The sequence below is a fragment of the Streptomyces sp. NPDC085946 genome (assembly GCF_044540485.1).
Lineage (GTDB): Bacteria > Actinomycetota > Actinomycetes > Streptomycetales > Streptomycetaceae > Streptomyces.
The window spans coordinates 1-22,458 of record NZ_JBITSF010000015.1 but is presented as its reverse complement, the minus strand read 5'-3'; the positions used below and the strand labels follow the sequence as shown (position 1 = coordinate 22,458).

At 75.2% G+C, this 22,458-nt stretch carries 23 protein-coding genes; 10 read left to right on the top strand and 13 right to left on the bottom strand.

What is annotated here, in order from left to right; all coding sequences use genetic code 11:
- Positions 1 to 103: 103 nt before the first annotated feature.
- The 5 genes from ACIF8T_RS26525 to ACIF8T_RS26505 form a co-directional block, all read right to left on the bottom strand.
- Positions 104 to 877 carry an alpha/beta fold hydrolase gene (locus ACIF8T_RS26525; protein WP_400038606.1) on the bottom strand — a complete coding sequence of 258 codons (774 nt, stop codon included), beginning with the start codon at positions 875 to 877 and terminating at the stop codon, positions 104 to 106.
- Between the two features lie 163 nt (positions 878 to 1,040).
- Positions 1,041 to 1,277, bottom strand: a complete 237-nt coding sequence (locus ACIF8T_RS26520) for a hypothetical protein (RefSeq protein WP_400038605.1) — start codon at positions 1,275 to 1,277, stop codon at positions 1,041 to 1,043.
- A gap of 349 nt (positions 1,278 to 1,626) precedes the next feature.
- Entirely contained in the window at positions 1,627 to 3,150 is a 1,524-nt protein-coding gene (locus ACIF8T_RS26515) for a helix-turn-helix domain-containing protein (protein WP_400038604.1), read from the bottom strand.
- 348 nt (positions 3,151 to 3,498) lie between these two features.
- The gene (locus ACIF8T_RS26510) at positions 3,499 to 5,076 is read right to left on the bottom strand and encodes an MFS transporter (RefSeq protein WP_400038603.1); all 1,578 of its coding nucleotides are present in this window, start codon (positions 5,074 to 5,076) and stop codon (positions 3,499 to 3,501) included.
- Between the two features lie 475 nt (positions 5,077 to 5,551).
- Positions 5,552 to 6,025, bottom strand: coding sequence for a MarR family winged helix-turn-helix transcriptional regulator (locus tag ACIF8T_RS26505; RefSeq protein WP_400038602.1), 474 nt, complete (start codon positions 6,023 to 6,025; stop codon positions 5,552 to 5,554).
- A gap of 174 nt (positions 6,026 to 6,199) precedes the next feature.
- Here ACIF8T_RS26505 and ACIF8T_RS26500 point away from each other — a divergent pair, with 174 nt between their 5' ends.
- From ACIF8T_RS26500 to ACIF8T_RS26485, 4 genes are all read left to right on the top strand, one after another.
- Complete coding sequence (locus ACIF8T_RS26500; RefSeq protein ID WP_400038601.1) at positions 6,200 to 6,820, top strand: L-threonylcarbamoyladenylate synthase; 621 nt, start codon at positions 6,200 to 6,202, stop codon at positions 6,818 to 6,820.
- A 218-nt stretch (positions 6,821 to 7,038) separates the two neighbouring features.
- A complete protein-coding gene (locus ACIF8T_RS26495; RefSeq protein WP_400038600.1) occupies positions 7,039 to 7,803 on the top strand; it encodes a dienelactone hydrolase family protein in 765 nt (254 codons plus the stop codon).
- A gap of 182 nt (positions 7,804 to 7,985) precedes the next feature.
- A complete protein-coding gene (locus ACIF8T_RS26490) occupies positions 7,986 to 9,491 on the top strand; it encodes a metallophosphoesterase family protein (protein WP_400038599.1) in 1,506 nt (501 codons plus the stop codon).
- A gap of 98 nt (positions 9,492 to 9,589) precedes the next feature.
- A complete protein-coding gene (locus tag ACIF8T_RS26485; protein ID WP_400038598.1) occupies positions 9,590 to 10,618 on the top strand; it encodes an LLM class flavin-dependent oxidoreductase in 1,029 nt (342 codons plus the stop codon).
- A 1-nt stretch (position 10,619) separates the two neighbouring features.
- Here ACIF8T_RS26485 and ACIF8T_RS26480 read toward each other — a convergent pair whose 3' ends face one another.
- From ACIF8T_RS26480 to ACIF8T_RS26460, 5 genes are all read right to left on the bottom strand, one after another.
- Entirely contained in the window at positions 10,620 to 11,594 is a 975-nt protein-coding gene (locus tag ACIF8T_RS26480) for a TauD/TfdA dioxygenase family protein (protein ID WP_400038597.1), read from the bottom strand.
- Between the two features lie 85 nt (positions 11,595 to 11,679).
- Complete coding sequence (locus ACIF8T_RS26475; RefSeq protein ID WP_400038596.1) at positions 11,680 to 12,102, bottom strand: RidA family protein; 423 nt, start codon at positions 12,100 to 12,102, stop codon at positions 11,680 to 11,682.
- 171 nt (positions 12,103 to 12,273) lie between these two features.
- On the bottom strand, positions 12,274 to 12,741 hold the full coding sequence (locus ACIF8T_RS26470) for a peroxiredoxin (protein ID WP_400038595.1): 468 nt from the start codon (positions 12,739 to 12,741) through the stop codon (positions 12,274 to 12,276).
- On the bottom strand, positions 12,738 to 13,118 hold the full coding sequence (locus ACIF8T_RS26465; protein WP_400038594.1) for a DoxX family protein: 381 nt from the start codon (positions 13,116 to 13,118) through the stop codon (positions 12,738 to 12,740). The genes ACIF8T_RS26470 and ACIF8T_RS26465 overlap by 4 nt, the downstream gene beginning before the upstream one ends.
- A gap of 76 nt (positions 13,119 to 13,194) precedes the next feature.
- Positions 13,195 to 13,977, bottom strand: a complete 783-nt coding sequence (locus ACIF8T_RS26460) for an AraC family transcriptional regulator (RefSeq protein WP_400038593.1) — start codon at positions 13,975 to 13,977, stop codon at positions 13,195 to 13,197.
- A gap of 90 nt (positions 13,978 to 14,067) precedes the next feature.
- On the opposite strand from ACIF8T_RS26460, the gene ACIF8T_RS26455 reads away from it, so the two are divergent.
- Positions 14,068 to 15,237 carry an MFS transporter gene (locus ACIF8T_RS26455; protein WP_400038780.1) on the top strand — a complete coding sequence of 390 codons (1,170 nt, stop codon included), beginning with the start codon at positions 14,068 to 14,070 and terminating at the stop codon, positions 15,235 to 15,237.
- A 6-nt stretch (positions 15,238 to 15,243) separates the two neighbouring features.
- Here the strand turns inward: ACIF8T_RS26455 and ACIF8T_RS26450 are convergent, their stop codons facing one another.
- Positions 15,244 to 15,762, bottom strand: a complete 519-nt coding sequence (locus ACIF8T_RS26450) for a MarR family winged helix-turn-helix transcriptional regulator (RefSeq protein WP_400038592.1) — start codon at positions 15,760 to 15,762, stop codon at positions 15,244 to 15,246.
- Between the two features lie 194 nt (positions 15,763 to 15,956).
- Here ACIF8T_RS26450 and ACIF8T_RS26445 point away from each other — a divergent pair, with 194 nt between their 5' ends.
- From ACIF8T_RS26445 to hemC, 3 genes are all read left to right on the top strand, one after another.
- Positions 15,957 to 16,937 (top strand): ATP-dependent DNA ligase, encoded by a 981-nt coding sequence (locus tag ACIF8T_RS26445; protein ID WP_400038591.1) that lies wholly within the window; start codon positions 15,957 to 15,959, stop codon positions 16,935 to 16,937.
- A gap of 149 nt (positions 16,938 to 17,086) precedes the next feature.
- Positions 17,087 to 17,863: an NPP1 family protein gene (locus ACIF8T_RS26440; RefSeq protein WP_400038590.1), complete on the top strand. Its 777-nt coding sequence runs from the start codon at positions 17,087 to 17,089 to the stop codon at positions 17,861 to 17,863.
- A gap of 176 nt (positions 17,864 to 18,039) precedes the next feature.
- A complete protein-coding gene (hemC, locus tag ACIF8T_RS26435; RefSeq protein WP_400038589.1) occupies positions 18,040 to 18,975 on the top strand; it encodes a hydroxymethylbilane synthase in 936 nt (311 codons plus the stop codon).
- A gap of 64 nt (positions 18,976 to 19,039) precedes the next feature.
- On the opposite strand, the gene ACIF8T_RS26430 is transcribed toward hemC, so the two are convergent.
- Positions 19,040 to 19,561, bottom strand: a complete 522-nt coding sequence (locus ACIF8T_RS26430; RefSeq protein WP_400038588.1) for a hypothetical protein — start codon at positions 19,559 to 19,561, stop codon at positions 19,040 to 19,042.
- A 574-nt stretch (positions 19,562 to 20,135) separates the two neighbouring features.
- On the opposite strand from ACIF8T_RS26430, the gene ACIF8T_RS26425 reads away from it, so the two are divergent.
- Positions 20,136 to 20,927 carry an RNA polymerase sigma factor SigF gene (locus ACIF8T_RS26425; protein ID WP_400038587.1) on the top strand — a complete coding sequence of 264 codons (792 nt, stop codon included), beginning with the start codon at positions 20,136 to 20,138 and terminating at the stop codon, positions 20,925 to 20,927.
- Between the two features lie 51 nt (positions 20,928 to 20,978).
- On the opposite strand, the gene ACIF8T_RS26420 is transcribed toward ACIF8T_RS26425, so the two are convergent.
- The gene (locus ACIF8T_RS26420) at positions 20,979 to 21,299 is read right to left on the bottom strand and encodes an ANTAR domain-containing protein (protein ID WP_400038779.1); all 321 of its coding nucleotides are present in this window, start codon (positions 21,297 to 21,299) and stop codon (positions 20,979 to 20,981) included.
- A 230-nt stretch (positions 21,300 to 21,529) separates the two neighbouring features.
- On the opposite strand from ACIF8T_RS26420, the gene ACIF8T_RS26415 reads away from it, so the two are divergent.
- Positions 21,530 to 22,348 (top strand): VOC family protein, encoded by an 819-nt coding sequence (locus ACIF8T_RS26415; RefSeq protein ID WP_400038586.1) that lies wholly within the window; start codon positions 21,530 to 21,532, stop codon positions 22,346 to 22,348.
- Positions 22,349 to 22,458 lie beyond the last annotated feature (110 nt).

Sequence of the window (22,458 nt, the reverse complement as noted above, 5' to 3'; positions counted from 1 at the left end):
CTCCGGCCGGTGGCGGCGGACCCCCCGGGTACCCGGCCCCGCGGTATCACTCACGCATCGCGTTTCGCCTTTTCCCTGCGGGTACGGCAGCCGTCAGCTGCCGTCAGCTGGAGAGGAACCGGTCCAGCGCCGCCGTCAGCTCCGCGGGCTTCTCCACCGGCAGTTCGTGGCCCGCGTCCAGGACGCGGATCACCGCGTCGGGGTACGCCTTCGCCATGCGCAGCATCTGTCCCACCGGCAGTTGGGCGTCGTGGTAGCCGTGCACCATCAGCGTGGGGACGCGGATCTCGCCGACCCGGTCCAGGACGTCGAAGGCCCGCATCGCCGAGTACAGCGTCATCACCACCTCGCGGGGCGTGGCCGCCGAGGCGCGGATGTACGAGCGGATCTCCTCGCGCGGGTGGCCGGGGGCGAAGGCCCGCTGGATGTTGGCGGCGACGAACAGTTTGTAGGGGACGAGGGTCGACACCGCCATGAGCAGGCCCCTCCCCCGGCTGTAGGTCATCCGGCCGATGGAGTTCACCAGCACCATGCGCTCGACCCGTTCCGGGTGGGCCAGGGCGAGGGTCTGGGAGATCATGCCGCCCATCGAGTGGCCGACGAGCACGAACCGTTCGACCTTCAGGTGGTCGAGGAGCGCGACGACGTCCTCCGCCAGGTCCTCGATGCGCCGTGCTCCCGATCCGGTGCTCTCGCCGTGTCCCCGCAGGTCGAGCCGGACGACCCGGCGCCGCCGCGCGAAGTGCGCCATCTGGTGGTCCCAGCGGTGCCGGTCGGCGGTCCAGCCGTGCACGAACACCAGGGGCACGCCGTCTCCGTCGCGGGGGCCCTCGTCGTCGTACGTGAGCGTCGCGCCGTCGACCTCGAACTGCGGCATGGGCGGTCTCCTGGGGTGCGATCCGGTTACTGCCCGGTAGGGTAGTCGGCCGCGGCCCGGGCGTCAGCCGTGGTCCGCCCCGGCGGCGCAGGTCGCCGGCGGCACGGCGAGGGCCCGGCCGCCGCGTGCGTCGCGGTGGCCGGGCCCTGCGGTGCGCTCGGCGTCAGCCGCCGTTCAGCCGCGAGCGCAGGAGGTTCTTGCCCAGCTCGGCACCCTTGCGGCTGTCGGCCTGCGCCTTGCGGAACAGGTCCGCGACCTCGGTGTCCTTGGCGCGCTCGGCGTCCTGGATGTAGCTCTCCAGGCGGAGGGCGTTGCTCAGGCACGCCTCGACGTACCAGATCAGGTTGTAGTCCTTGTCCTGCGTACCGGTCACGCCGCCGGTCTCCGACTCACTGGTCATGCGGGCCTCCTCTTCGCGGTACTCGTTCCGGATCCGCACGCGTCCGGGCGAACGGCGCCCGGGGCGCGGACCTCCACAACGCCGGCCGGGTACCCGTGCTCGGACGAGGCACACAGGGCCGGAGGAAGTGGCCCGAACCGGACCCGCGGAGCCGCTCGGGCCGTCGCGCGAAGGGCGGTCCGGGGGCGGAGGAGGGCTGCCGCGGGGTGGAGTTCCGCGCGGGCGGCCCGGGTCGCCGCGGGGCACGGCCGGTCCCCCGTTCCGGTCGTGCCCCTGCGGCGCTCGCAACGTAACCGCACGCCGGAGCGGTTGTGAAGCGCGTCCGTGCCCGCTTCGCCGGCGTGAGGACTCACCCGTGCACAGGTGAGTCCGGATGGCCCGGATTCGCCCCTCGCAGGTCGGGCGGAGCGAGGTCGCCGAGGGCCAGGTGGGCGAGGACGACCTCGTACAGGTCGGTGCCGCCCGCGAGGAGCTGCCGCTGGAGCACCGGCTCGGCGCTGCGGACGTGCTCGCGGACGGTCTGCGCGTGGACGCCCAGGAGCTGGGCGGCGCGTTCGGCGTTGCCCCCGGCGGCGATCCAGGTGCGCAGGGTGCGCCGCAGGTCGCGGGCGTCCGCGTCGAGCCGGCCCAGCAGTTCGCCGGCCCAGGTGCGCAGCGCGTCGCCGGCCAGCAGGTCCGCGAGCACGGGGCCCGGTCCGCCGGATCCGGCCGGGAGCGCGGCGAGGCCCGCCTGGGTGTTGAGCGCCAGGTGGACGGCGGCCCGGACGGTGAGGTCGGAGAAGTCGGTGCCGAGCAGGGCCTCGACGCGTTCCATGCGGGCGCGCACGGTGTTGCGGCTGACGCCGAGCACCTTGGCCGTGTTGACGGCGGTGAACTCCAGGCCCAGCCGGGTGGTGGCGAGCAGTTCGGCGCGGGTGTGGTGCGGCAGGGCGTCGAGCGGGCGCAGCACGCCGACGGTCCAGGCGTGCAGCAGGGCCGGGGCCATCAGGCGCTCGGGATGGGTGCGTTCGGCGTACACCGCGGCCTTGTCGGAGCGGAAGTGGGCGACGGCGAGGGCGCTGACGGCCTGGCCGTAGGCGGTGGCGGTCTGCGCGAGGCTGTGCCGGGCGCTGCCGCCGAGGAAGGTGTCGCGGCGGCCGCTGACCAGGGACCGCAGTTCGGCGGCGCCCGCCTCGCCGGGCGCCACGACGATCACGTGGGCGTCGACGGCCGGGCAGCGCACCACGAGCGCCTGCTCGGCGGTGGCGCGCAGGCAGTCCTCGGCGAGCCGGTCGCGTTCCTCGGGGCTGCTCTCCGCCACGTAGACGCAGGCGGTGTCGGTGTCGAGGAGGCCGGGCCACAGGCCCGCGGCGACCCGGCGGGCCGCGACGGTGTCCTCGACCATCAGCAGTTGCAGGATCGCCAGCCGCAGGTCGGACGTCGCCCGCCGCAGCCGGTGCCCGGCCTCCGCGGTCTCCTGGGCGCGCAGCAGGAGTTCGACCACGCCGGCGGTGTGGGTGACGATGTCGGAGGTCCGCCGGTCGAAGGGGGCGGGGCGGGAGACGGCCAGCACGGCCGCCGCCGCGGAGTGCGCCCTGCGCACCCGGACGAGCCGCAGGTGGCGCCCGTGGTCCTGGAGCGCGGCGGACGCGATCCGCCCGGTGACGAGGTCGGCGAGCAGGTCGTCGTCCACGGGCGTCAGGGTCCCGGCGAGGAGGCCGCCGGCGTCGTCGCGCAGCGAGACCTCGGCGTGCGCGGCGGAGGCGAGCCAGGCCACCACCCTGCCGATGTCGCGCCCGGCGGGCTTGAGGTGCTCCAGCAGTTCCTGCGCCCAGGTCGGGCCCGCGCCGTCCGCCACCTCCACGCGACGGCCCTCGTCGTCTCGGCCAGCCACGTCGGCCCTGCCTCCTTCTGTCGTCACGCCCCGCGTCGCGGGCACGCCGGTCGGGGACGTTACCTCAAGGGTGCGGGAGGGCTCGCGGGACGGACGGGCGCGGGCACCGGGCGGCTCGTGGGACGGGGCCGGGAGGCACCGGACGGCTCACGGGGCGGGAGGCGGGAGGCACCGGACGGCTCGCGGGGCGGGAGGCGGGCCCGGCGGCTTCCGCCGTCGCCCTGCGGCGGAGGGCTCCCGTACGCGGGAGGGCTCCCGTACCCAGGACGGCCCCGCCCGCCGTCCCGGCGGGAAGCGCCGGGGCGGCGGGCGGGGCCGTGGGTGCCGGTGCCCGGGCGGGGCCGCGGCTCAGTGGGGGGCGGGCACCGACCGCCGGATGCCGACGGCGGCGAGCACCGCGCCGGCCAGGCACAGCACGCCGGTGAGCACGGCCGCGGCGTGCATGCCGCTGACGAAGGCCTGGCCGCTGCCCTCGACGACGGCGGCCCGCAGGACGGCCGGCATGTCGCCGGAGACCGGGGCGATGCCCATCGCCACGGCGTCCTTGGCCTCCGCGAGCCCGTGGGCCGTGTCCGAGGGCACTCCGGCGCCGGTGAGCTCCCGGGTCAGCGAGGAGCCGACCTTGCCGCTGATCACCGAGATCAGCACGGAGGTGCCCAGGGCGCCGCCGATCTGCAGCGCGGTGGCCTGCAGGCCTCCGGCCACACCGCCGTCCCGGACGGGGGCGTTGCCGACGATGGCGTCCGAGGCGGCCGACAGCACCATGCCGACGCCGAGGCCCAGCGCGACGAACGGGGGCCACATGGTGGCGTAGGAGGAGTCGGTCGCCCAGGTGAGCATGCCGAAGCAGGCGGCGGCCTGGAGCACCAGGCCGACGGGCATGGCGACGCGGGCGCCGAAGCGCTGGGTGACGGCCGCGCCCAGCGGGGAGGCGACCAGGGAGGCCAGGCTCAGCGGCAGGGTGCGGACACCGGCCTCGACGGGGGTGTAGCCGCGCACGTTCTGCAGGTAGAGCATGACGAAGAAGATCACGCCGAGCATCACGAAGAAGTTCAGGGCGGTGATGACCGTGCCGAAGGTCAGCGCCCGGCTGCGGAACAGCCGCATCGGCAGCAGCGGGTGGGCGGTCCGGTTCTCGTACCAGCCGAAGACCAGCAGGATCACCAGGCCGGCGCCGATCGCGCCCCAGGTGCCGGCGGACGTCCAGCCCCACGTCTCGCCCTTGACCACGCCGAAGATCATGGCCAGCAGGCCGAGCGCGAGCAGGACGACCCCGGGGATGTCGAACCGCTGCCGCTCCTCGGCGCTCCTGGCGGCGGGCAGCACCAGGGCGCTGAAGACGAGCGCGGCGACGCCGATGGGCGCGTTGATGTAGAAGACGGACTCCCAGTCGACGTGCTCGACCAGCAGGCCGCCGACGATGGGGCCGAGCGCGGTCGCGACGGCGGAGACCATGCCCCAGATGCCCACGGCCATGCCGAACTTCCGCGGCGGGAACACGGCCCGCAGGATGCCGAGGGTGTTCGGGACCAGCAGGCCGCCGAAGAGGCCCTGCAGGGCGCGGAAGAGGACGACGCCCTCGATGGACCCGGACAGGCCGATGGCCACGGACGCGACGACGAATCCGGCGACGCCGGTCAGGTAGAGCGTGCGCCGGCCGAAGCGGTCGCCGAGCTTGCCGCCGAGGATGAGGCTGGCGGCCAGGGCGAGCAGGTAGGAGTTGGTCACCCACTGCAGGTCGGCGGAGGAGGCGTCGAGGTCGCGGCCGATCTCGGGGTTGGCGATGGCGACGACGGATCCGTCGAGCTGGACCATGAACAGGCCGAAGGCGACCGCGACCAGGCTGAGCCAGGGGTTGGACCGGCGGCCGCCCTCGGGGGGTGCGGGGGCGGGGGAGGTCGGCTGATCCACGGAGGTGGACGGCATGGGAAGGGGCCTTGTCTTTCTTTCGGTGGACACGAAGAAGGTGGAGACGAAGAAGGGGTGGGAAGGGCCGGACGCGGGCGGGCACGGGCGTGCGCGCCCGGCGGCACGCGGCCGGCCGGGCAAGGGGGTGTCCGGGAGGGCGGGAGGATGCACAGCGGCATCACGGCCGCACCACGGCGGACGCGGTCACCGGCAGCGGCACCCGTACGCGCGCGGCACGCGGTCGTGCCCGGCCGCGCGGAGGGCACGGACGGTGCTCGGCGAGCCGCAGGGCGCGGGCGCACACCGGCGCCCCGCTCGACGAATCGCACGGCGTACACCGGCGCCCCGTTCACCGAGCGGCGCGGCACGCAGCAGCGCCCCGTTCAGCGAACCGCGCGGCGCCACCAGCGCCCGCTCAGCGAACCGCGGAGCGCACCGTACGCGTCACGGATCCTCAGCGAACCGCGGAGCGCACCGTACGCGTCACGGATCCTCAGCCGGCCGCGGGGTGCAGCGCCCGCGTCAGGGACTCCAGCGCGCCCAGGGCGGAGCCGAGGGCGTCCAGCTCGCCGTCGGTGAGGGCGACCAGCGCGTGGCGGAGGTAGCCGTCCTCCAGCCGGCGCACCTCGGCGAGGTGTCCGCGCGCGGTGGCGGTCGGGTAGAGGTGGGCGACCCGCTTGTCGGCGCTGTCCTGCCGGCGTTCCAGCAGGCCGCGCTCGGTCAGCTGGGTGACCAGGGCGCTGACGTTGTTGGGCTTCATCAGCAGCGCCTCGGCGGCCTCGCGCACGGTCGCGCCCTCCCGCTGCGCCACGAACCGCAGCAGCGCGAGCTGCGCCTCGGGCGGCTTGGGGTGCGGGAAGTCCCGCGCGATCCGCCGGTCCAGGGCCCGGTGCAGCGCGGGCAGCAGCGCCGCGAGCTCGGAGGCTACGCGGTCGGTGTCGCTGCGGGGCGCACGGGCGGTGGACATGCGCCGAGAATAAGGTATGCACATATAGGTATGTCAAGCGAGGCAATCACGGTGCACGACGGCCCCGGAGGCCGAGTGGCGGGATGGCGGGGTGGCGCCCGGCGGGCCACCGGACACGCCCCCTCCCGCACCCACCGCGGAGCCCCGCTCCACCGCACGGCATAAGCTCGGCGGATGGCGAAGTACTACGACGTGCACCCCGACAACCCCCAGCCGCGCACCATCAGCCAGGTCGCCGACAGTGTCCGCTCCGGCGCGCTCATCGCGTACCCCACCGACTCCTGCTACGCGCTCGGCTGCCGGCTGGGCAGCCGTGACGGCATCGAGCGGATCCGCAGCATCCGCCGCCTGGACGACCGGCACCACTTCACCCTGGTGTGCCAGGACTTCGCGCAGCTCGGGCAGTTCGTGCGGGTCGACAACGACGTGTTCCGCGCGGTCAAGGCCTCGACGCCGGGCAGCTACACGTTCATCCTGCCCGCGACCCGCGAGGTGCCGCGCATGCTGCAGCACCCGAAGAAGAAGACGGTCGGCGTGCGCATCCCCGACCACGTGGTGACGCAGGCGCTGCTCACCGAGCTGGGCGAGCCCCTGCTGTCCAGCACCCTGCTCCTGCCCGACGAGGAGGAGCCGCTGACGCAGGGCTGGGAGATCAAGGACCGGCTCGACCACGTGGTGGACGCGGTGGTCGACTCCGGCGAGTGCGGCACCGAGCCGACCACGGTCATCGACTTCTCCGGCGGGGAGGCCGAGATCGTGCGACGGGGCGCGGGCGACGTCTCCCGGTTCGAGTGAGCCGCGGCTGCGCGCGGCGCGCAAACCCCGGGCACCACGCTCCCCGGGAGCCCCGCACGGGCCGTGCGGGGCCGTCCCCGGGACGGCCGCGCGGTGCCGCGGCGGCGCCGACCAGGGGCCCTGCCTGAGGCCGGTCGTGTCACGATGGCCATGATCCGCCCCGCTCGCGGACGCGGGTCCCCGGCACGACACTCCCCCGCAGAGAGGCACCCCCAGCCATGACCGCCGCACCGGCCGTACAGGGCACCGCCGTCGACATCACCACCGAGGACGGCACCGCCGACGCCTACCTGACGCATCCCGCCGACGGGGAGCCGCGGCCGGCGGTGCTGCTCTACATGGACGCCTTCGGCCTGCGGCCTCGGCTGCGGTCCCTGGCGGACCGGCTGGCCGGGGCGGGCTACACGGTCCTGGTGCCGAACGTGTTCTACCGGCACGGGCGCGCTCCCGTGGTCGAGCTGCCCGAGTTCATCGACCCGGGGGCGCGTCCGGAGATCTTCGCGCGCCTCCGGCCGGTCATGACGGCCCTGACGCCCGAGCTCGCGATGCGGGACGCCGGCGCCTACCTGCGCCGGCTGGCCGAGTCCCCCGCGGCGGCCGACGGCCCGGTGGCGGTGACCGGCTACTGCATGGGCGCCCGCCTCGCCCTGCTGACCGCCGGGACGTACCCGGACCGGGTCGCCGCCGTCGCCGGGTTCCACGGCGGGCAGCTGGCGACCGACGCCCCGGACAGCCCGCACCTGGTGGCCGGCCGGGTCACCGCCGAGGTGTACTTCGGCCACGCCGACCAGGACCCGTCGCTGCCGCCCGAGCAGCGCGAGCGCCTGGAGAAGGCGCTGACCTCGGCGGGCGTCCGCCACCGCTGCGAGGTGTACACCGGCGCGCACCACGGTTTCACGCAGTCCGACACGGCCGCGTACGACCGGGCGGCGGACGAGCGCCACTGGGCGGCCCTGCTGGACCTGCTGAAGCGCACGTTCTGAGCCGGCGGGGCGGGCGCACACCCGGCCCGCCCACCCCGCGCCGCCTCCCCCGACGCGCGCCCCCGGGACCAGGCGTCCCGGCAACGCGCGCCCCGCCGGGCCCGGTTCGCACGACCCGGGCCGTCCGGGCGGCGCGCGGTCCGCCCTTCCGGCCGTCGCCGGCGCGTTGTTACGGTGCACCGGTGTCCGACTCCTCACGCGATACCGCCGCGGGCGCCGGCTGGGGCGCCGCCGAACCCGGCGCGTACCGGCGGCTGTTGCCGCCCGCGTCCGCGAAGATCTCCTGGCTCGACCCCCGGCTGCTGTGGGCCGCCCGCAACGGCGTGCTGGCGTCCTGGCTCGGCGATCCCACCGGCCGTACGCGCGGCCGCTGGGTGGCCCGGCAGGAGGCCGCCGGCGCACCCGCCGACAAGGTGATCCGGCGCACCGACCCGGACCGGTTCTCCTTCCTGGTCATCGGCGATCCCGGGGAGGGCGACGACCCCCAGTACGCCGTCGTGCCGGGGCTGCTGACGGCGGGCGGGGACACGAGCTTCGCCGTCATCGCCAGCGACGTGATCTACCCGGTGGGCAGCGCAGACGACTACGGACCCAAGTTCTTCCGGCCGTACCGGGACTACCCGGCGCCCGTGTACGCGGTCCCCGGCAACCACGACTGGTACGAGGACCTCGGCGGCTTCATGCGCGTCTTCTGCGACGACGCCCCGCCCCTGCCGCCCGGGCCCGCGCCCCGCCCCCTCACCCGGGCCTGGCTGCGGTCGCTGCTGTGGCACCGGCCGGACCCGGCCGACGGCCGGCACCTCTCCGAGGCCCGGAAGCTGCGGTCCGCCCCCGCCCAGCAGGCGGTCCAGCCGGGCCCGTACTGGGCGATCGACGCCGGTCCCGTGCGGATCGTCGGCATCGACACGGGACTCCTGGGGACCGTCGACGCCGAGCAGGGCGCGTGGCTGCGGGAGGTCTCCCGGGGGCCGCGCCCGAAGATCCTGATCACCGGGTCCCCGCTGTACGTGGACGGCCGGCACGAGCCGTGCCCCGTCGAGGGCGGCGGCACCGTCGACGACATCGTCCGCGACCCGGCGCACCGCTACATCGCGGCGATCGGCGGCGACATCCACAACTACCAGCGCTATCCGGTGACGTTGGCCGACGGCCGCGTCCTGCAGTACGTCGTCGCGGGCGGCGGCGGGGCGTTCACGCACGCCACCCACACCATTCCCCGGGTGGCGGTCGCGGGCGTCACCGAGCGGGACTTCCGCTGCTACCCGCTGCGCGGCGACTCCCTCGCCTTCTACAGCCGGCTCTACGGCCGCCGCCTGCGCATGCCCCGCTTCTTCACGCTGACCGAGGCGGAGGCGACCGCCGTGATCGCCGAACGCCTCGGCATCCCGCCCACCCGCGCCCCGGGCGCGCCCGTGCGCGTCACCCGGCGCGTCCGCCTGGTCGCCGGGCTGCTCGGCACCGCCCGCCGCCCGGACCGGGCCCGGCGGTTCCGGCTGCCGGTCCGCAAGGTCTACACGCAGGTGTTCTCGCCGGGCTCGGCGACGTACAGCCCGCCGTTCTTCAAGTGCTTCCTGCGCCTGGACGTGAGCCCGGAGGCGGTGCGGCTGCGCTGCCACGCGGCGACGGGCAACCGGGCCCAGGAGATCGCGCCGCCGGTCGAGGACGAGGTGACGATCCCGTTGCCCTGAGCGCGGGGCGGCCCGCCGGCCCGGGCGGCGGGAACAGGACCGGCGGGGGCCGGGTTGGCACCGCCGTGGAGCATCCGAGATCCGACCGGGGAGGGCTCGTGCCGCCGACCTCACGACCGCTGCGCAAGCTGGGGTTCCTGACCATCGGGCTGTTCGACGAGGCGGATCCGCGCCGCGGCCACGAGACCACGCTCGACCTCGTGGAGCTGGGCGAACGCCTGGGCTTCGACAGCGCGTGGGTCCGCCACCGGCACCTGCAGTACGGCATCTCCTCCCCCACGGCCGTCCTGGCGGCGGCCTCGCAGCGCACCCGCCGCATCGAACTGGGCACCGCGGTGATCCCGCTGGGCTGGGAGAACCCGCTGCGGCTGGCCGAGGACCTCGCGACGGTCGACGTCCTGTCCGGCGGCCGGCTCAACCCCGGTGTCAGCGCGGGCCCGCCGACGCACTACGACCACGTCAAGGACGCGCTGTACCCGGACACGGCGGACGCCGAGGACTTCGGTCACGGGCGGGTGGAGCGGCTGCTTCGGTTCGTGCGGGGCGAACCGGCGGCCTCGTTCCGCGGGGCGGAGGGCTTCGAGGTGTTCTCCGACCGGGTGCAGCCGCACTCCCCGGGGCTGGACCGCCGCATGTGGTACGGCGCCGGCAGCCTGGGCTCGGCCCGGTGGGCGGGCGCGCACGGCATGAACCTCCTCACCAGCAGCGTGGTCAAGGCCGAGGGGCCCGACGGCGCGCCCGCGGACTTCGCGGCCGTGCAGCTCTCCCACATCCGCGCCTTCCGCGCCCACCACCCCGACGGCGACGCCGCCCGCGTCTCGCAGGGCCTGGTGGTCGTTCCCACCGACTCGGCCTCGCCCGGACAGCGGGCGCGGTACGCGGAGTACGCCGCCGCGCGCACCCCCCGTACGCGTGCGCCGCAGGGCCCGGCGCGGCTGCTGTTCGCGCCGGACCTGGTCGGCCCCTCCGAGGAGATCGCCGAACGGCTGCACGCCCACGCCGCGTTCCGCGAGGTGGACGAGGTGGCGTTCGCGCTGCCGTTCAGCTTCGGGCACGAGGACTACGTGCAGATCCTCACCGACATGGCGGTGCGGCTCGGCCCGGCACTGGGCTGGCGCCCCGCCTGACTCACCAGCGGCCCGGTGCGCTGCCGGTGACGGGCTCCGACGGCCTGCCGTCCACCCCGACCGGCACGTCGCCGGCGAGCATCACCCGGTGCATGATCCGCGGGAAGCCGAGGTGGGCGGTGTCGCCCGGCGCCAGGTGGATGGTGGCCCGGTTGTCCCAGAACGCCACGCTGCCCGGCTCCCAGCGGAACCGGACCGTGTACTCGGGCCGGGTGGCCTGCTCCAGCAGCATGTCCAGGACGGCGCCGCTCTCGGCGCGGGACAGGCCGGTGATCTGCTCGACGTAGTAGCCGTTGACGAACAGCACCCGCTCCCCCGTCTCCGGGTGGACGCGCACCAGCGGGTGCACGGAGGCGACCTGGTGGTCCAGCAGGTGGCGGACGTAGGCGTCGTCGCCGGGCCGGGGCTGGTAGCCGACCCCGAGCCGGTGTTCGGCCCGCAGTCCGTCGACGAACGCGCGGACGGGGCCGGACAGTCCCGCGTAGGCGGCGGCCAGGTTCGACCAGGTGGTGTCGCCGCCGTACGGGGGGACGGTCTCGGCGCGCAGGATCGTCGCGGCCGGCGGGTCGATCCGGGCCCCGTGGTCGCAGTGCCAGCCGCGCAGCAGCGTGTGCCGGCGGCGCCGCAGCCACTCGTCGTGGTCCATGCCGAACCGGCCGCCCAGCTCCAGCCGGTCGGCGGTGGTCTCGATCTCCGGGACGTCCGGCGGCGAGGCCTTGCCGCGCCGGGGCAGGACCACCGGCTCGCCGAACCGGCGGGCGAACGCCACGTGCGCGGCGTGGTCCAGCCGCTGCCCGCGGAAGAACACCACCTTCCAGCGCAGCACCGCCCGCCTGATCGCGGCGATCACGGCGTCGTCCAGGTCACCGGCCAGGTCGACGCCGTGGATCTCGGCGCCGATGTGCCCGGCGGCCGGCCTCAGCTCCGCCCCGGCGTCCCGCAGCGCCTCGTCCGTCGTGGGGCTGTCCGTCGTCATGCGCACTCCGCTGGTCGTGGGCCCGTTCCTTCGGGGAGATCGTGACAGCGGGCACCCGGCCGGTGCGAGAGGGCGCCCCGGCGGATCAGCCGGCGGGCGCGGCGGCCGGCCGTACGGCGACCGCGTCGACCTCGAAGAGCATGCCCGGCAGCGCGAGCGAGGCGACCCCGCTGAGCGTCTGCGCGGGCAGCCGGTCCCCGAACCGGGCGTGCAGGGCCTTGCCGAGGACCTCCAGCTTGGCGGGGTCGTGGTCCACGATGTACGTCCCGAGCCGGACGACGTGCTCGAAGCCCAGCCCCACCCCGTCCAGCGCCGACCGCAGCCGGTCGAAGGCCAGGTCCACCTGGGCGGCGAAGTCGCCGGGCACCGGGGCGCCGGTGTCGTCGGAGGCGTACTGGCCGCCGATGTGGACGGTCTCGCCGGGCGCCGAGACGGCGTGGCTGTAGCCGAACGGCGTCGGGTCGTGCAGTGCGGCCGGGTTGGTGATGGTGCGCTGGTCGCGCGTCATGACCGGGTCCTCCCCTGGGGTGTGCGCCCGTTGCGGGCGGCGACGCGGGTGCGGCACGGGGCCGCCGGGGAGACCAGACCGGGCCTCCCGCACCTGCGAACACCGCGGGACGCGCCACCCATTCCTCAACGGCCCTTCTCCTCCCGGGCGTTGGCGGACACCGGTCCGTCCTCACGCCCGGTGGGCGCGCAGCGCGGCGAGTGCCCGGTCGGCGTGGGCGTTCATCCGCAGTTCGCTGCGGACGACGTCGAGGACGGTGCGGTCCTGCGCGATGACGAAGGTGGCCCGCTTGGTGGGTGCCAGGGAGAAGCCCCGCTTCACCCCGAACCGCTCGCGGACGGTGCCCTCGGGGTCGGACAGCAGCGGCATGCCGAGGGTGTGCCGTCCGGCGAACTCCCGCTGCCGCTCGACGGGGTCCCCGCTGATGCCGACCGGCCGGGCGCCGACGGCGGCGAACTCGGCGGCCAGATCGCGGAAGTGGCAGGCCTGCGCGGTGCAGCCCGGGGTGAGGGCGGCGGGGTAGAAGAAGAGGACGACCGGGCCGTCGGCGAGCAGTTCGGACAGCCGCCGCACGGTGCCGGACTCGTCGGGCAGCGCGAAGTCCTCGACGGTGTCGCCGACGGCCACCGGCCCGGTCACGACCGGCCCTCCCCGCCGCGCGCCACGCCGCGGGCCCACAGCACGAGCGGCACCTGCAGGGGCAGGCGGCCGAACGCCACGGCCCTCTGGGGGGCGGGGCGGTGCCGCCAGTCGACGGCCATCTTGACGTTGGCGGGGAACACCCCGGCGAAGAACGCGGCGGTGGCCAGCGCGGTCGTCCGGCGGGTGCGCGGCAGCGCCAGGCCCGCGGCCAGCGCGAGCTCGGCGGCGCCGCTGGCGTAGGTCCAGGTCCGGGGCGAGCCGGGCAGGCTGCGCGGGACGATCGCGTCGAACGGGCGCGGGACGGCGAAGTGGGCGACGCCCGCGGCGGCCAGCAGGCCGGCGAGCAGCAGGGGCGAGCGATCGGACCGGGACACGGTTCCTCCTCTGATGGCCTGCCGCCGGATATTACTGGACGGTAAGCACGCGGGCGGACGCGGGTCTTCCACACCGTCACCGGCGGCGGTCGCGGCCGCCCGGGGTGGTGCCGAACGCGCGGCGGTGCACCTCGATGAAGGCGCTGGCGGTGGACCAGCCGCAGCGGTGGGCGACGGTGGTGACGGGCAGGCCGTCGGCCAGCATGCGGACGGCGTGGTAGAGGCGCGCCTGGGTGCGCCACTGGGGGAACGTCATGCCGAACTCGCGGCGGAACAGACGGCTGAGGGTGCGCTCCCCCGCCCCGGTCGCGGCCCCGAGGGCGGCGAGCGTGCGGGTGTCGGCGGGGTCGGCCAGGAGGAGGGAGCAGACCGCGGCCAGGCGCGGGTCGGCGGGCGCCGGCAGGCGCAGCGGCTGCTGCGGGCAGAGGCGCAGCTGGTCGCGGAGCACGGCGAGCAGCCTGCCGCGCTCGGGGGAGGTGTCGCCGGGGTCGCGGGTGACGGCGAGGATCAGCTCGCGCAGCAGGGGTCCGACGGCGAGGACGGCGGGCGCGTCCAGGGCGAGCGGGTTGGCGCCGGGGAGCCCGACCAGGTGCAGGTCGAGCCGGCCGTGGGCGCGGTGGGCGTGGACGGTGCCGGCGGGCACCCACAGGGCCCGGGTGCCCGGCGCGAACCAGGTCCCGGCGTCGGTGACGACCTCGACGACGCCGGCGCCCGCGTAGACGATCTGGTGCTCGTCGTGCCGGTGGGCGTCGATCCGGGCGCCCGCGGTCAGGTACCGGGCGCCGGTCGGTGCCGTCGGCGCGTGGCGGACGTGCGGGGGCCGGGGACCCGGCGCGTCGGGGTGGCGGGTGTTCGACACAAGTCGGCAGATTATCGGAAGCGGGCCGTCTGCTCCGGCGCCGACGATCGCAGGGTGACGAACCGACGCACCCGCCGCCCCCTCGCGCTGATGTCCCTGGGCCACGCCTGCGTGGACGTGTACCAGGGAGCCGTCGCCGCGCTCGTGCCCTACCTGGTCGCCGAACGCGCCTACTCCTACGCCGCCGCCTCGGGCGTGCTGCTGGCCGCCTCCCTGCTGTCGTCGCTGGTGCAGCCCCTGTTCGGGGCGCTCACCGACCGGTGGGCGATGCCGTGGCTGCTGCCGCCGAGCGCGCTGGCCGCCGGGGCGGGCGTCGCCCTGAGCGGGGTGACGGGCTCGTACGCCGCGACCCTGGCGGTGGTGGCCGTCTCGGGGATCGGCGTGGCCGCCTACCATCCGGAGGCCGCCCGGGCGGCCCGGGCGGCGGCGGGCGGCAGCCACACGGCGATGGGCTGGTTCTCCTTCGGCGGCAACGCCGGTTTCGCCCTGGCGCCGCTGCTGGTGTCCGCCGTGGTCGCCGCCGGAGGGCTGGGGGCGTCTCCCGCGCTGGCCGTGCCGGCGGTGGTGGGGGCCGCGCTGTGCGCGGCGGCGGTGCGCTCGGCCGGGTCCGCTCCCCCGGCCGCCGGGCGGCCCCCCGCCACGGGCCGGGACGACTGGCCGGCGTTCCTCCGGCTGTCCGGCGCGGTGGTGTGCCGGTCGGTCGTCTTCGTCGGCCTGAGCGCGTTCGTCGCGCTGTACGTGCCCGAGCGGACCGGCGCGGGGCACGCGGCCGGCACGGCGGCGCTGTGCCTGCTCTACGCCGGCGGCGCGATCGGCACGGTGGCCGGGGGCCGGCTGGCCGAGCGGTACGGGCGGCTGCCGGTGGTGCGCGGGGCGTACGCGCTGACGGTGCCGGCCGTGGCGGGGGTGGTGCTGGTGCCCGGCTGGCCCGTCTACGGGTTCGTGGCGCTGGCGTCGGCGGGGCTGTACGTGCCGTTCTCGCTGCACATCACCCTCGGCCAGGACTTCCTGCCCCGGCGCGTGGGCACGGCGAGCGGGGTCACGCTGGGCCTCGCCGTGAGCGTCGGCGGGCTGGCGGCCCCGGCCCTCGGGGCGCTGGCCGACGCCACGTCGCTGCGCACCGCCCTGCTCCCGCTGATCGTGCTGCCCGCACTGGGCGGTCTGCTGCTGCGCGGCCTGCGCGAGCCCGTGGCCCCGCGGGAACCGGGCCCGAAGGCGCGGGTCCGGGGCATGCTGCCGGGCGGGCCGGGCGCCGGGTGACGTGCGTCAGGTGGCGGCCGGCGCCGCGGGCCGGGCCTCGGTGTCGTCGTCGGCCGCGTGGGCGAGGAAGTCGTCGACCATGCGGTGGAAGAGGGTGGCGAGCCGGCGCAGCTCCTCGGGCGACCAGCCGGCCAGGGCCATCTGCATCCCCCGCGCGCCGGCCTCCCGGACCCGGGCGACGGCCTGCCGGCCGGCCTCGGTGAGCTCGATGCGCTGGGCACGGCGGTCGTCGGGGTCGGGGACCCGGCTGACGTGCCCGGACCGCTCCAGCTGCTGCACCGTCCGGGTGACGTGCGAGGCCTCCACGCCCAGCCGGGCGGCCAGCTCCCCCGGGCGCTGCGGCTCGCAGTCGGCGATCTGCCGCAGCAGCGCGACGGCGGCCCGGTCCAGGGGCACGCCCGCCAGGGCCATCAGCCGCTCGTGGTGACGGGCGCGCGTGCTCAGGTACGTGATGCGGCTGAGCGCGCGCTCGATCTCGGTCACTTCCGGGGACACGGAGCCGTCGGGGAGCGGTGGTGTGGGCATACGACCGACTTTACCATCTCGTTGCCAAACTCAAGTATGCCGCACGGGGACGGAAGGGCACGTTCCGTCACGGCCCGGGCCGGAACGACCGACGGCCGGCCCGGAGCAGCCGCCGGCCCGCCCGCGGGGCACCGTTCGGGGGAACCTGCCGGCGGACCGGCGTGCGCGGCTCCGGGCGCGTCCACACCTCACCCGTGGACCTGCCGCTGATCCCTCCCATGCTCGCCACGCCCGGCACCCTGCCGCCCGCCGCGCAGGACGCGCACTGGGCCTACGAGACCAAGCAGGACGGCCGGCGCGTGGTGGTCTACCTCCCCGGGGACGGCGGTGTGCTGCTGCGCGCCCGGTCCGGGCAGGACGTCACGGCGGCCTATCCCGGACTCCGGCCGCTCGGCGCCGCGCTCGGCGCCACCCCCGCCGTCCTGGACGGCGAGATCCTGGCCCTGGACGAACGGGGCCGTCCGAGCTTCCAGTTGCTGCAGTCCCGGATGGGACCGGCGCACGCGCCGGGCCGGGCGGCACTGCGGGCGGCGGCGGTCCCCGTGCAGCTCGTGATCTTCGACCTGATGCACCTGGGACGGCGGTCCCTGGTCCGCCTGCCCTACGCCGAGCGCCGGGCCGCGCTGGAGGACCTGGGCCTGGACGGCCCGTCCTGGTCGACCCCGGCCGCGCTCGTCGGCCACGGCGCCGAGGCGCTGCGCGCCACCCGGGAGCACGGACTGGAAGGCCTGGTCTGCAAGCGGCTGGACTCGGTGTACGAGCCGGGGGTGCGCTCCCGGTCCTGGATCAAGATCCGCAACCTGCGCACCGAGGACGTGCTGATCGGCGGGTGGCTGCCGGGCAGGGGCCGGCTCACCGGTCTGCCGGGGGCCGTGCTCGTCGGGCAGCGGGCGGCGGGGCGGCTGCGCTGCGTCGGCGGGGTGGGGACCGGCTGGAGCCGGGCCGAGCGCGTGGAGCTCGCCGCGCTGCTGCGGGCCGCCGCGAGCGAGGTGTGCCCCTTCGACCCCGTCCCGGCGGTCGCCCCGGCCCACTGGGTGGTGCCGAAGCTGGTCGGCGAGGTCCGCTACAGCACCCGCACCCGGGACGGGATGCTGCGCCAGGCGTCGTGGGTGCGGCTGCGCCCGGACCTCGCGCCGCAGGAGGCGGCGGCCGACCTCCCCGACGACCTGGCGTGAGGCCGGTCCGGTTCCGGCCGCCGACTATTGGGCTGCCCTTCACCACGGAGTCGCCTGCACCCCCTTGGCATGCACGCGTCCAGTCGAGAAGCTGAACTCCCCCGCTCCCCACAGCCGTTCGGCTGCGCCCGGAACACAAGGAGGACGCAGTGCCGTCGAGCACGCCCGCATTCCGCAGCAGGAGGTGGCTCACCGGTCTGGCCGGTGCCGTCGCCCTCGTCGTCGCCTTCCCCGCCACCGCGTTCGCCGCGCCGCCCCCGGCGCTGCCCGCCAACGCCGAGACGCTGGACAGGACGTACCAGCCCGCCTACGACTACGACACCGACGGCTGCTACGCCACGCCCGCCATCGGTCCGGACGGCACGGTCAACGGCGGCCTCAACCCGACCGGCGCCCTCAACGGCAACTGCCGCGACGCCTCGGACCTGGACAACACCAACGGCTACAGCCGCTCCAAGTGCAACAACGGCTGGTGCGCCGTCATGTACGACCTGTACTTCGAGAAGGACCAGGCCCTCTCCGGCAGCAGCATCGGCGGCCACCGCCACGACTGGGAGCACGTCGTGGTGTGGGTGCAGAACAACACGGTGCAGTACGTGTCCACGTCCAACCACGGCTCGTACACCGTGCACGCCCGGTCCGCCGTCCGCTTCGACGGCACGCACCCGAAGATCGTCTACCACAAGGACGGCATCAGCACGCACTGCTTCCGCCTCGCCAACTCCAACGACGAGCCGCCGGAGAACCACGAGGGCACCTGGCAGTACCCGCCGCTGGTCGGCTGGAACGGCTACCCGGCGGGCATCCGCGAGAAGCTGACCGCGTACGACTTCGGCAGCGCCAATTTCGGCCTGAAGGACGCCAGTTTCGCCTCCAACCTGGCATCGGCCAAGCCGTCCGGCATCGCGTTCGACCCGTACGCCTGACGGGGCGCGGGCTCCGGCGGGGCACCGGTCCGCCGGGGCCCCGCCGCTCCCCTCCCGACCCGCGGCGACACGTCCGGCGCACGGCCTGCCGGCAGGTGACCGGAACGCGCCGACGGGCCGGGGCCGTTGGCCGGCGGGACGCGGGCACGCCCCCGGCGAAGGTCTATCGTGTCCGCATGTCCGTGCCCGAGCTGATCCGCATCGTGTCCCGCGACTCACCGATGGCGCTCGCCCAAGTGGAGCGCGTCCGTGCCGAGTTGGCGGCCGTCCATCCCGGTGTGCGCACCGCGGTCGTACCGGTGAAGACGACCGGCGACACGTGGCTGGGCGACCTGTCGAAGGTGGAGGGCAAGGGCGCGTTCACCAAGGAGGTGGACGCCGCGCTGCTGGCCGGCGAGGCCGATCTCGCGGTGCACTGCGTCAAGGACGTGCCCGCCGACCGGCCGCTCCCGGCGGGCACGGTGTTCGCCGCGTTCCTGCGCCGCGACGACATCCGGGACGCCCTCGTGCATCCGGGCGGGCTGACCCTGGACGAGCTTCCGGCCGGCACCCGGATCGGCACCTCCTCGGTGCGCCGGGTGGCCCAGCTCGCCGCCACCCGTCCGCACCTGCGGTGCGTGCCGTTCCGCGGCAACGCCAACCGGCGGCTGGAGAAGCTCGCCGCCAGCGAGGCGGACGCGCTGCTGCTGGCGGTCTCCGGGCTGGAGCGCATCGGCCGCCGCGACGTGATCAGCGAGGTGCTCTCCCCCGAGACGATGATGCCGCCCATAGGGGCGGGGATCCTCGCCCTGCAGTGCCGCGAGGACGACACCGGCCTGATCGACGCGGTCAGCGCCCTCGGCGACCCGGACACCCACCGGGAAGCCACCGCCGAACGCATGTTCCTGCACGTGCTGCAGGGTCACTGCAACAGTCCGATCGCCGGGTACGCGCGCGTGGACCGGGGCGGTGAGCTGTCCCTGCGGGCCTGCGTCTTCACCCCCGACGGCAAGACCCGCCTGAACGCCCACGAGTGGGCGGGGCGGCTGGATCCGGCCACCCTCGGCACGTCGGTCGCCGTGGCCCTGCTGCGGCAGGGCGCCCGCGAGATCATCGACGGCATCCCGCACTGACGGCGCCCCGCGCGCACCGGACCGGCGTACGGGCGCGACGCCGCCCGCACCGGCCCCGGCGGCGTCAGGCGGTGCCCTCCTCGGCCTGGTCGCGCAGGAAGACGCTCACCTGGTGCGCGAGGCTCTCGCGCGCGGCACCCGGCTGGGCCCCGGCCGCCGCCTCGTGCGCCCCGATGCCGCCCGCCCACAGCCGGCGGTCGGTCCACTCCTCGTCGACCCGCAGCTGGACCTGGACGTCCACCTGGCTCAGGGACGCCTCGGGACCGGCCGCGTAGAGCACGGCGGTGGCCCGGCGCAGCGGATAGACGTCGAAGCCCTCGATGAACTGGGAGTTGCGCCAGTCGATGAACGCGCCCTCGCCGTCGGAGCCGATCCGCACGTCGATCTGGCCGTCCTCCAGATGGACGCCGAGGTGCCGGCTGCCGCGGTTCTCGACGGTCACGCGGACGCTGAAGTACGTCAGCCCCTCGGCGGCGTCGTCACGTCCGCGGGGTGGCTCGGCGAGCTCCAGACGGTGGACGCGGACCCGCAGACCGGCATGCTCGTCGTACTCCTGCCAGTCCCCGACCACGTTGGGCTCGTACACAATGCACCTCTCGACCACCTCTGGAAGCTGCTTCCTATCTGTGCGCTCACGGCACTGTCAAATGCGCAGAATGCGCTGTGGCCAGGCAGTTCACCCCATTTGATCGGTGATCAAGCCGTGCCCAGCGGGAATCGGGGCGGGAGCGGGGAATCCGCCCGGTCCGGGCGTGCCGTACATCACGTCGCCGCGCCGGGGCCAGCGGGGCGGGCGACCCGGAGCCGGTCCGGGCGAGGCTCGCACGGCGGCCGGCGCGCGGGGCGCCGGCGGACCGGGACCCCGGCCCCGTCCTCCGCGCCGGTTCTCACTCCCTGAATTCCGCCGTATCCACGACGTGCCCGCGCGCTTTCCCTTCCGTCGTTCCGGTCGACAGCGCATCATCACCCGGTCGCATTCCGTCACGTATTGCCGGAATTGTTTCGCCGGTATCGTGTTCGGGAAAGGGCAATTCAGTGCTTCGGACAGGAGGCACGCCCGCAGGGAACGGGCCCGCCCGGTCCCGGTGCCTCCGCCAGGTCCGAGCCGGCGCTTCCCGCGGTGTCTGTCCCTTCAGCACCTGCTCAGGGAGGTGCGCATCATGCGTATCGCCGGCAGCACCACATCGCACCCCCACGACGACGCCCCGGACACGGCCGAGGCGTTCGCACGCCTCTCCCGGCTGCCCGACGGTCCCGCGCGCAAGGCCCTGCGGGACGAGATCGTCCAGGCCTGGCTGCCCATGGCCGAGCGGATCGCGGTCCGCTTCCGGGGACGGGGCGAGGCCCTGGAGGACCTCTACCAGGTGGCCGCCCTCGGCCTGGTCAAGGCCGTCGACCACTACGACCCCTCCCGCGGCAACGCCTTCGAGGCGTACGCCGTACCAACGGTCACCGGGGAGATCAAACGCCACTTCCGCGACCACATGTGGACCCTGCACGTCCCGCGCCGGGTCCAGGACCTGCGCAACCGGGTGCGGCAGGCCGCCAAGGAACTGTCGCAGACCACCCCGGGGCGGCCGCCGACCGTGGCCGAGATCGCGGAGTTCGCCCACCTGACCGAGAGCGAGGTGCGCACCGGGACGGAGGCCCTGGAGTGCTTCTCGGCGCTCTCCCTGGAGGCGGAGATGCCGGGGACGGACGGCTACGCCCTCGGGGACGCGATCGGCGGGCCCGATCCGGCCTTCGAGACCATCGTCGACCGCGTGGCCGTGAAGCCGTGCCTGGAGGCGCTTCCGGAGCGCGAGCGGCTCATTCTCTATCTGCGGTTCTTCCGGGGAATGACGCAGAGCAGCATCGCGGAACAGCTCGGTATTTCGCAGATGCACGTCTCCCGGCTGCTCAGCAGCTGTTTCGCCCACCTGCGCGAGGAACTGCTCTCCGAGATGCGGTGACGGCGGATGCCGGAGAATGCGCCCCGGGGAAATCCCGCGCCGCCGGACGGGTCACCGTTCCGGCGGCGCGCCGGGAATCTGGGTCGGTCCGAACCGGTCGAGGGCGTCTTCCAGCTCCGCCCTGATCTCCGCGGGCATGACGCCGCTGCGGCCCCAGAGGAGAATGAGCTCGGCGACAGTGCGCAATTTGATGTTCGTGTGCTGGGAGACCTCCTTCAGCACCGCCCATCCCTCGTCCGGCGCCACCCGGCCGAGCGCGACGACCATCCCGATCGCCTGGTCCACGACCGCGTGGGAGACCACCGCTTCCTTCAGCTGCTGTATCTCCTCCTGCAGCGCGAAGATCCGCTCCGATTCCCCGTCCGTGGGCATGATCACCTCCGGGTCCGGTGCGCCGCGGCCGTGCTGCCCCGACGCGGTCCGACGCATCCATCGTCCTCACTCGCCCCCTCGCGTGCCACCGGTGCGGGGCGGCCGGCGCGTCCCCGCGCCGGCCGGGGTCCGCGGCCGGGACACTCGGCAGGCGGCCGGAGCGGTTCAGGACGGACACTGGTGACAGCCCTCCGGCGGCTGCCGGCCGACGAGACCAGGACGCGACTGCCATGAACGACGAGATGCCCTCCCCCTCCGGTGCCTCCCCCTCCGGTGCGACGCGCCGCCTCTCCACCCACTCCGTGTTCGGCGCCCCCTGCTGGGTGTCGCTGACCAGCCGGGACATCAAGGCGACCGAGGAGTTCTACTCGGCCGTACTGGGCTGGCAGTGGCGGCCCGTCCGGCTCGGCGACCGGTTCCGGATCGCGCTGGCGGACGGCTCGCCGGTGGCCGGGATCGCCGGGGTGGCGACGATGTGGCAGATGGCGGTGGCGTGGACCCCCTACTTCGCCGTGGCCAGCGCGGACGAGGCGGTGGCCCGGGTGCAGGAGCGCATGGGGACGACCGCGGTTGGACCGATCTCCCTGGCGCCCGGCCGCGCCGCGCTGCTGGCCGACCGCGACGGGGCGACCTTCGGCATCTGGGAGGGCGAGCTCTTCACCGACTGGGAGACCTGGCGGCACGCGCAGCCCGTCTTCATCAAGCTGCACACCCGTGACGCCTTCGAGGCCGCGATCTTCTACGGCGAGGTCCTCGACTGGGCGTCCGGGCGTCCCGGCTGCTGCGAGGTGCAGTACGAGGGCGGCGAGGTGGTGCTGCGCAGCCACGGGTACGTGGTGGCGCGCATCGAGTCGGGGGCGCTGGAGGCGGCCCCGGACCCCACGATCCGCCCGCACTGGCAGGTCCACTTCACCGTCGACGACGTCTCGGCCTGCGCCCGCACGGCGGAATTGCACGGCGGCAGCGTCCTGTCCAAGGGCAGCGACGAGGCGGTGCTGCGCGACCCGGACGGCGCCCAGTTCACGGTGACCGCGCGCCGCGCCGTCTGACCGGCCACCGGGGAACGGCCGGGCGGCCGGGCGGGGTGCGAGCCCCGCCCGGCCGCCCGGCCGTGGACCCCTCAGGAGGCCTGCGCCCGGGACGGCCGGGACAGCAGCAT